Annotated in this window: 8 protein-coding genes and 2 pseudogenes; 8 read left to right on the top strand and 2 right to left on the bottom strand. The window is 27.0% G+C overall.

From position 1 onward, the window contains the following. The 5 genes and pseudogenes from Q0K19_RS14310 to Q0K19_RS14290 form a co-directional block, all read left to right on the top strand. Positions 1–307: pseudogene (locus Q0K19_RS14310) on the top strand (pyridine nucleotide-disulfide oxidoreductase); the annotation flags it as partial. 68 nt (positions 308–375) lie between these two features. Continuing rightward, positions 376–1,254 (top strand): arginase family protein, encoded by an 879-nt coding sequence (locus tag Q0K19_RS14305; RefSeq protein ID WP_297249137.1) that lies wholly within the window; start codon positions 376–378, stop codon positions 1,252–1,254. Between the two features lie 41 nt (positions 1,255–1,295). Beyond that, positions 1,296–1,667 carry a DUF1667 domain-containing protein gene (locus Q0K19_RS14300; protein ID WP_297249135.1) on the top strand — a complete coding sequence of 124 codons (372 nt, stop codon included), beginning with the start codon at positions 1,296–1,298 and terminating at the stop codon, positions 1,665–1,667. Between the two features lie 62 nt (positions 1,668–1,729). After that, positions 1,730–3,538 carry a methyl-accepting chemotaxis protein gene (locus Q0K19_RS14295; RefSeq protein WP_297249133.1) on the top strand — a complete coding sequence of 603 codons (1,809 nt, stop codon included), beginning with the start codon at positions 1,730–1,732 and terminating at the stop codon, positions 3,536–3,538. A gap of 70 nt (positions 3,539–3,608) precedes the next feature. Further along, positions 3,609–4,346, top strand: coding sequence for a DUF4241 domain-containing protein (locus Q0K19_RS14290; RefSeq protein WP_297249131.1), 738 nt, complete (start codon positions 3,609–3,611; stop codon positions 4,344–4,346). Between the two features lie 533 nt (positions 4,347–4,879). On the opposite strand, the gene Q0K19_RS14285 is transcribed toward Q0K19_RS14290, so the two are convergent. Further along, positions 4,880–6,277: an MATE family efflux transporter gene (locus Q0K19_RS14285; protein WP_297249129.1), complete on the bottom strand. Its 1,398-nt coding sequence runs from the start codon at positions 6,275–6,277 to the stop codon at positions 4,880–4,882. 253 nt (positions 6,278–6,530) lie between these two features. Here Q0K19_RS14285 and Q0K19_RS14280 point away from each other — a divergent pair, with 253 nt between their 5' ends. The 3 genes from Q0K19_RS14280 to Q0K19_RS14270 all read left to right on the top strand — a co-directional run bounded on the left by Q0K19_RS14280 (position 6,531) and on the right by Q0K19_RS14270 (position 8,825). After that, positions 6,531–7,124 carry a CarD family transcriptional regulator gene (locus Q0K19_RS14280; RefSeq protein ID WP_297249127.1) on the top strand — a complete coding sequence of 198 codons (594 nt, stop codon included), beginning with the start codon at positions 6,531–6,533 and terminating at the stop codon, positions 7,122–7,124. A gap of 75 nt (positions 7,125–7,199) precedes the next feature. Next, positions 7,200–8,198: a PIN domain-containing protein gene (locus tag Q0K19_RS14275; RefSeq protein WP_297249124.1), complete on the top strand. Its 999-nt coding sequence runs from the start codon at positions 7,200–7,202 to the stop codon at positions 8,196–8,198. A gap of 6 nt (positions 8,199–8,204) precedes the next feature. Continuing rightward, a complete protein-coding gene (locus Q0K19_RS14270) occupies positions 8,205–8,825 on the top strand; it encodes a cyclase family protein (RefSeq protein WP_297249122.1) in 621 nt (206 codons plus the stop codon). A gap of 81 nt (positions 8,826–8,906) precedes the next feature. Here the strand turns inward: Q0K19_RS14270 and Q0K19_RS14265 are convergent. After that, a pseudogene (locus Q0K19_RS14265) lies at positions 8,907–9,547 on the bottom strand (hypothetical protein). Positions 9,548–9,846: the final 299 nt, after the last annotated feature.

The raw sequence follows: 9,846 nt of genomic DNA, 5'->3' as shown, positions 1-9,846 counted from the left end.
TTATGTTCTTAAAAACAAAAGAAGAGATGATAAAAACTCTATTTCACTAAAAGGTTCTAATGGAGTGAGATATACTGTTCCTTCTATGATTAATACTGATAATGTAGATGATCATGTTATGGTAAGATTTAGAGTAAGCAATATATTTCAAAATAAATTTTTAAATGTTTATTTTGATGGTGAGAGAGTAATACATAAAAAGCATTTGATATTTGCCCCAGGTGAAATGGAGACAGTAAAGCTTGATAAATCTATGCTTTCAAAAGAGGGCTTAAAAAATATTGAGTTTAAGATAGAGGATAATTAAAGTTTGAAATAACAATTTTTATGATATATAATAAAAGCATTAAAAACATAAAAAGGAAGTTTATTTATATGAGTAAAACTATAAGACTTATTTATCCTCAGTGGCAGGGCGGAATTATATCTGATTGGATAAAGGAACTAAAGCCTGAAGATTCTTCAAGAGGTTATTATATTGGGGCAAAATTACTAAGCATACTTGCTCCTCAAAATGATAGTCATGAAACTTTAGAAGTTCCTATTTCTTTAGATATAAAAAACAGAAAAATAAAAAATGGTATTATGGATTATGATTTTATAGTATCTCAAACTAAAAATGCATTGGATATTTTGAATAAAAATAATCCTGATAAAATAATCACTTTCGGAGGTGAATGTTCTGTAAGTGTTATTCCTTTTACATATTTAAACAAAAAATATAATAATGATATAGCTTTAATATGGATAGACGCTCACCCTGATATAACTTTACCCGAAGATAATACTTATGCAGGATATCATGCTATGGCAGTTAGTGCTTGTATGGGTAATGTTGATAAATATATAAGTTCTATACTTCCAAGCAAAATTTCAGCTGATAGAATATTATTTGTAGGGCTTAGAGATTGGGAAAGAGATGAGATAAAAAAACGTCAAGAGGAATACGGCATAACTCATTTTGCTCCTGAAGAAGCTTCAAGCGAAAATATAATAAATTGGCTAAAAAACTTAAATGTTTCTAAGGTTTTAATACATTTTGATTTGGATGTGCTTGATCCTAATGAGATAATAGCTGCTGTAGGCGTTTCTCCAAATGGAATGAAGATAAACGAAACAGTAAAAATAATAAATGATATAGCAAAAGAAAAAGAGATTGTCGGCTTTACTATAGCAGAACATATGCCAAGAATTGAAATAATGCTTAAAAATATGATGGCTGATTTGAGTTTATTTAATGAGCTCAATAACTAAAAAATAACAAACAATAAAAAATATATAAGGAAGTAATTAAAATGGAAAAAAAAGAATTAACTTGTATATGCTGTCCTATGGGCTGTGCTTTGTCTGTAGAGTTAGAGGGCAGTAATGTTTTAAGTATAAGCGGAAACACTTGTAAAAGGGGCGACACTTATGCCAGAGATGAAGTTGTTCGTCCTGTAAGAATGGTTACTTCTATAGTAAAAGTAAAAAATGGAAAATTGAAAATGCTGCCTGTTAAAACTAAAGATCCTATAGACAAATCAAAAATTAATGAATGTCTTGAGGCTTTAAAAACTGTAGAAGTTCAAGCACCCATTCATATAGGGGATATTGTTGTTGAGAATGCTGCTGGGGTTAATATAGTTGCTACTAGAAATGTTGACATTATTTATAATAAAAGTTGAATTATTACTTGAATTAGGAACTATAAATTACTATTATATAATTATAGGAGGTAATAATTCAAATGAAAAATGATTTAATTGTTAAGTTTCTAGCTCCGTTTATAATTTTTTTGGCTATAGTATTAGTGGCTGTATATTTTATATATAAACCAATATATAAAAATCAATATTTAAGCAATCATATGTCACAGGCTATGAATGTTGATATAGTAGCTGAAAATTATTTGAATGATATAAAAGATGATATATTATTACTTTCTAAAAATTTAGAAGTTTCTTCTGACTATTATTATTTTGGAAAATTTATAACAAATATACAAAATACTTATAAAAATTATTTAAGTATTTATTTTGGAGAAACTATTTCTTATTCAGAAGGCGGTATGTTTATCAACACTCTAGTGGTACATCCTAGAACTTATGATCATGTAAGCAGAGGTTGGTATCAGGATGCACTTAAAACTAAAGATGTAGTGATAAGTGCACCTTATTTAGATGCGGCATCAGGAAAAATAGCTATCACTTTCAGTAAAGCAGTATATACTAACAATTCACAGCTTATGGGAGTATTAGGCATAGATTTTGATAATATGGAGGACTTAATATTAAAGGCTCAAAAATATTGCAGCTATAATTTTAATTTAGTTTACTTAGATGGTACATATATAACACATAATAATAAAGATTATATTTTAAATAAAAATGTTACTTTATTTAATGATCCTATATTTGAGGAATTTAAAGATTCTTTTTCATCTATTGATTATAAAATAGGCTTAGTAAAAAATGAATGGTTTTTTATAAAGAGAATGGCTGATGCTCCTTTCTTTTTAGTATTCAAAAACAGTGCTGAAGATTTTTATAAAAATTTTAATAAAATCATGATATCTTTTTTAATAATTATGCTAGTATTAATATTATTAGAATTTTTACTTGTATCTAAAATAGCAATACCATTATCTAAAAATTTGAATAATGCTATTAATACAATATTTTTAATGAAAGACGGTAATTTCAATAATAAATTTGAAGAAAAAGAATTAAATAAATCAGGAGTGGCAGGAAAACTTAATAATTCAATCAATGATATGCAGTCTGCTATAAATGATTTAGTTTCTCAATTAAAAATTAATATACAGGCTATAAATAATGCTTCAAATGAAATATCTTCAGGAATAGATAATCTGTCAAATAGAACTTCTTCTGAAGCTGCTGTTGTAGAAGAGATTTCTGCATCTGTAGAAAGTTTATTTTCTGCTATATCTTCCACTGCTAAAAATTGTCAATTAGCTAGGGATATGAGTTATGAAGTAACACAATCTGCAAATAAAGGATTTCAATCCGTAAGTGAAATCACAAATAATATGGGAGAAATATATGAATCTAGTAAAGAAATATCCAATATTAGTAAAGTAATACAGAATATTGCTTTTCAAACTAATATATTAGCTTTAAATGCTGCTGTTGAAGCTGCACGCGCCGGAGATCAAGGCAGAGGATTTGCTGTTGTTGCTTCTGAGATTAGGTCTTTAGCACAAAATGTTAATGAAGCTGCCGTTAATATCACAAATATTATAGAAACTACAGTAGCTAAAATAGATATAGGTAATGATTCTGCAAAAAGCTCTTTAAATATTCTATCCGAAATAGAAAAGGCAACTAATGATGTACTTGAAATATTAGTCAATATTGCTTCTTCCGTTAATGAAGAGGAAGATAGTGTGAAACAAATAGGAAGTTCTATGAATGAGCTTAATAATATCACACAAGAAAACTCTAGTTTAGCTAGTCAGAGTTCTGATTTGGGAAGAGATATTGCTAATAGTACTAATAATTTACAGAAAGAACTTATTTACTTTAAATTAGAATAAAGTTTTTATTTGTCTTTATTTATCTTTTATAGTATATTATCATCATAATAATAACTATTCGGAGTAGTATATGGACAAAGATTTCAAACAACAATTCGACAAAGTAAAACATCTGCTTGTACCTAGTTTTGATTTGGACAAACCTTTTAGAGATAAAAAATTTAATGAGACAGAACTTGATATATTAGATATAGGAGAAGTTAATTTATCATCAGGAAAAATAATTGCCTGTGATCCTTTAGCGTATTTATATGAGAATCAAGTATCTCCATTCATTCAAACTGTAAAGCCTAATAAATATAAAGTTTCACTTCTTATAATAAAAGATGAAGAGAGAATTTCCATAGCTAAAATTTCTTTCTCTGATAAAGAAGCTAAAAGATATGAACTTGCCGTTACAGGAGAAGAAGATTTATCTGAAGTAGAAGAAGGAGAGTTTTTCGGATATCCAGTAGATGCTGGTATGGGTTGTTTTTGCGATTATGATGCGGCTAAAAAATATTTTGAATATGAAAACAAACTTGAAGAGGAAAGCGGTGGAGATTTCGATAACAGATACGATGATTTATTTTCCGACCTATTAGAAGATAATGCCAAAAAGAATCCTAAATATCAATCTGAATATGGTGATTGGCTTAATTGGAATATACCTGAAAGCGATTCTAATATAGTATTATTTACAAGCGGTTATGGTGATGGTTATTATCCTTCCTATTTCGCTTATGATGAAAATGACAATATATGTGCTTTATATACTATATTCATAGATTTAAACGATGAAGAAGATGAAGACTCTGATGATGAATAATTTTGGGTGTACATACTTAAAATTTTAAAAAAAATCTTGGGCGGGCAAATGTAATTTAAGTTTTAAAACTTATATTACATTCCCCACCCTTTATTATTTATAACGATTTTTTTAATTCAAATATTAACTATACTGATAACTTAATTATAAATTTCAGCACCCACCCAAACTTTGTTTAAATTTTATGATATTATTACCGCACGCAGAGTAAGTTTTATAAGTATAGGCTTAATTATTAATTCAAATCAACTTTATTATAAAAACTAGCTCACCGTGCGTTTAGAAAATTTTAAATCTAATTAATACTTGGGCGGGCTTTAATTTTTCTGATTACGTTTTTAATTTAAATAAAATTGATAATTGAAATTAAAACTATAAATTTGAAAGGGTGGGAGGTTAAAATAAGATAAAATACATATATCTTTCTAAAACTTTGCAAAAGTACTAAAAAATCTGATGTATTAATAATAAAAAACGCCCGCACTTATAAAAATAAAAGTGCAGGCTAAGGTCTACGAAAAGTTTACGAAATGTCATACATTTGCATAAGCTGGTTCAGAATTATTTTCACTATTATTTTCTTCTTCAGTTAATTTCTTTTTCATTTTCTTATAAATATATATGTACATAATACTAGCCATTATAACTGTAACTACATCCGCTATAGGCTGAGCCCATATAATACCTTTTATGCCGAATAATTTTGTACCTATAAGTATTGTAGGAACAAATGCTATACCTTGTCTGCTTATAGAAAGCACCAAAGAAGGAATTGACTTTCCTAACGCTTGGAATGTAGACATAAATACAAATTGAAAACCTATTATAGGAGCTATAGAATAACTAGCAACTAAGAATTTTACACCATAATCGATTACTTCTTCATTGTTGATAAATACAGCTACTGCTAATCTTCCAAATATTAAAGATAATCCTAAAAGTAAAAATCCTATTACAACGCTTACAGTACAAGATATTTTAATAGCTGCATTCATTCTCTTATAATTTTTAGAAGCGAAATTATAACCTACAAAAGGCTGAAGCCCTTGAGAAAGTCCTATGAATACTAATACAACAAGAGTAAATATTCTTTGAGATACTCCAAGACCAGCTACTACATTATCACTGTATCCTGCAGCTAAATTATTTATTAATATGTTAGAAGCACTCATAAGTATATTGTTAATTGAAACAGGTATTCCTATAGAAAATACATTGATAAGTATATCTTTATGCAAAGTAAATTCTCTAAAATGTATAGATAGGAAAGATTTTTTTCTTAATATATGGTATATATAATAAACAGTAGAACAAGCATTACCTATTATTGTAGCAAGAGCAGCACCGGCAACACCCATATTCATATAAAGTATCATAATAGGGTCTAATACAATATTCACTATAGTACCTATCATCATACCTATCATAGCCTCTTTTGAAGAACCTTCAGCTCGTACAATCTGTCCCATAGCCATTTGATTAACTATAAAAGGAGCCCCAAATGCCACTATTACCAAATAATCTTTAGAAAATTGATAAGTATTCTGACTTGCTCCCGAAATTTTTAATATATCCTTCATAAATATTAGATATACAGCCATAGAAATAAATCCTACTATAATGCTTGCATAAAAAGCAAATGCTGATATCTTTTTTACAGATTCATAATCTCTGGCCCCTAATTTTCTTGATATATATGATCCGCCTCCTATACCAAATATATTACCGAAAGCCATAAGAAGCAAATATATAGGCATACATAATGATACAGCAGCAACCTGATTAGGATCGCCTGTCTGTCCTACGAAAAAAGTATCTACCATATTATAAAAAACATTAACTAACATTCCTAATATTGTTGGAAGTGCTAGCGTAATTAGAGCTTTATGTACTGGATAATTTTCAAATAATTCTATTTTTTTATCTGTCATACGTTTGTACCTCCTTTTTATTATTGTCAATATATATAGTATACTATATATTTAAATATAGCAAGCTATCTAGTTGTAAATTTTCTAAATTTATTAATAAAATTCGTAATTAAATTTATAATTAATAATACAAATACAACTTGAATACTGTAATAAAATACTTGATTTTTTATAATTTTAACATATAATAGACAGAGGTATATTATTATATTTTATTAGAATAAACCATTAACTATTAACAAGAAAGGCTAATATGTACAAATTGAATACTTATGTTGTATATCCTATGTACGGTATATGCAAAGTTGTGGGAATATCAGATAATAAAGTTAATTCTAATCTAGTAGAATGTTATGTTCTAGAATGTGAAAGTGAAAATATTACATTAAAAGTGCCTATAAATAGAGTTAAAGAATATCGTATAAGAAAGATTATATCTAAAGCAGAAGCTGATAATCTTTTAAATATATTACAGACAAAACCTCATGATATAGAAAATAATTGGAAAATAAGATATCAAGAAAATGAAGAAAAGCTCAGAAGCGGAGATATTAAAGATACGATAGAAGTTGCAAGAAGCTTATTCACAAGAAACAAATTAAAAGAACTTTCTGCAAGTGAAAAACGTTTATATGAAAAAGCTTATATGTTTATAGTTAATGAAATTAGTATAGCATTAAAAAAAGACAGAGATGAAATTGAAGATATAGTATCAAATGCTTTGGAGAAGTCAGCTAAAAAATTCAAGACTAAGCCGTTAGAAAAAGAAAAAGTAGTGAAAGAAAAAGAAGAAAAAGAAACTGCTAAAAACGGCAAAAAAAAGAAAAAAGAAGCTGATAAAGAATAGTATCCTACTCTAGTTTATATTAGTTTATTCCATTAAAAAAATAATATGCATATAATATAAAATTAAGAGGAAATTATGTGGAGAGTTGTGTATTTTGTACTATCTTGTATAGTACTAGCTGTGGATTATTTTATACTGAAACATTTTAATTATCAAACATTAACAGTATTCATAATTAGTGCGGTATTGGTATTTTTATTTGAGTTTTTATTTATTAGAAAGAAAACTTCTAAAATCATATTAGGTTTTTTCATAGCATTCTTTTTGACATTAATCACTGTACTTTTAACTATAAGTACAATTAATACTGTAGGAATAACTTTATCATTAAATGAAAAGTTGATTATTCTATTCGTAGAAGGTTATTTAATTTTCAGTATTATTATAGCTTTCATACCAAGTATATCAAATATGTTTAAACTTACAAAGCAGGATAAAACTAAAACCGCAAAAATATTAGATACATCTGTAATAGTAGACGGAAGAATATATGATATTGCAGAAAAGAAATTTTTTGACGGGCTTCTTATACTTCCTGAATTTGTTATAAAAGAAGTGCAGTTTTTAAGCGATGCAAGAGATCCGCAAAAAAGAATAAGAGGAAGAAGAGCTTTAGAAATATTAAATAAAATGAAATCTTCTAAAAACATACTTCTTTCAATAACTGATATAGATTTTCCTAATATAAAAGAAGTTGATTTGAAACTTATTGAGCTTGCTAAAAAAATGGATGCTAAAGTAATAACAAATGACTTTAATTTAATGAAAGTAGCCTCCATACATGAAGTAGATATTTTAAACATCAATGATTTAGCTAATTCACTTCATGTAGTTGTTTTACCGGGTGAAACTATCAATATAGATTTGATAAGAGAAGGAAAAGATAAACAGGCTTTAGGTTATTTGGAAGATGGTACAATGATAGTAGTTGATAATGCAAAACATTTAATAGGAAAAAATGTTGAAATAGAAATAGACAATGTTCTTCCTAAAGAGGCCGGCAGAGTAATATTTGCTTCTTTAGCTTCTTCTAAACCTAATAATAAAAAAAGACATGATAATAAACAGAATTAAAAAAATATGATAATAGATCTTTCAGCTGAAATATATAATAATATGCCTCATTATCCTGATGATATTGATGTAAAAGTTTCAGCTGAAAACTATGAATATTTTAATATCACAAATATATCTATGTGCGTGCATACTGCAACTCATATTGATACTCATCTTCATTGCATAAAAAATAAAGAATCTGCTGCAACTATAGATTTAAATTATTTTGTTGGAAATGCTTATTGTATTGATATAATGCCTGATAAAGATAATAAAATAAATTTTGATGATGATTTCAATTTTGACATAATAAAAGAATGCAGTATACTTCTTATTAATACATATTGGCATAAGAATATTAATACAGAAAATTATTATAAAAATTTTCCATATTTGAGTGAAAGTTTCGCATATAAGCTTATAGATTTAAAAATAAAAACTATAGGAATAGATACTCCTTCAGTTGATTCTATTTCAAATAATAACTTGATACATAATATTTTATTTTCTAATGATATATGTATTGTAGAAAATCTTACAAATTTAGAAAAAGTATCTCATAAAAAATTCTTTTTCAGTGCGGCACCTTTAAAAATCATAGGAAGCGAAGGTTCTCCAGTTAGAGCCTATGCTATTATAGATTAATAATGATGATAAAAAATACTTATAAATAATATAAAAACCATGTCAGAAATTCTGCATGGTTTTTATTTTTAATTAAAATTATTAGAATCTTATACCTATTTGTCCGCCTATATCAAATCCTCCGAATGTTACTTTTGGAGAAACTTCTTTATATTCCATAACAGGAAAATCATAAGACATATAAATACCCAAAGTAAAGTTATATAATAAAAGAAAATCTAAACTTGCTTTAAGATAAGGTATATATAAATTATTAAAATTATTTTGAAGCTGTTTTAAATCATATTTTTCAGTATGCTCTCCGCCGCTATTTTCTTTAGAGTAACTGCTTCCGCCAAGAGGAAATTTTACTCCAGCACCTACACCAATAGATAAGAATAATATATCAATTTTAGGCTTAAACCTACACTTAAGCTGTCAAATGTCAAATTACCTTTGTTAATATCTGATTTATAAGCGAATACATCTCTTTGATATCCAATATCCAATGCTATACCTAAAGATAAAATACTTAAATCAAAATAATAATTAGGTTTTAAATATACTCCGAATTCAAATCCTCCATCCGGCTTCAATGTTTTACTTTCTTTACCATCTTCATAAATAAAACCAATTCCTGCTCCTAAAGGTACGCTCAAATCAACTCCAAAACCGCTTTTAGCCATAAGATTTGTACTGATAGTTATTATTAACATTGAAGTTATTAATAAAATTTTCTTCATAATATTGCTCACCTCTTTATATAAAATTAACTCTTTTTATAATATAATAATATTATATATTTTTTCAACTAATATATTTATATACTTTATAAAAAAGTTATTCGCTTCTGCGAGTTTAGTAAATGACTCTGTAAGTATTACACGAATTTACTAGACGCTCATAATTTTTTTATTTCTATATTCACACATAAAAAATTATTCACCTACAGTGTCTAGTAAATAAATTTACTAGACGCTCATAATTTTTTTATTTCTATATTCACACATAAAAAATTATTCACCTACAGTGTCTAGTAAAT

The organism is uncultured Brachyspira sp., assembly GCF_944393015.1.
In the GTDB taxonomy this organism is placed as follows: Bacteria; Spirochaetota; Brachyspiria; order Brachyspirales; family Brachyspiraceae; genus Brachyspira.
Note: the sequence above shows the minus strand (reverse complement) of the source record. Positions and strands in the feature narration are given on the sequence as shown.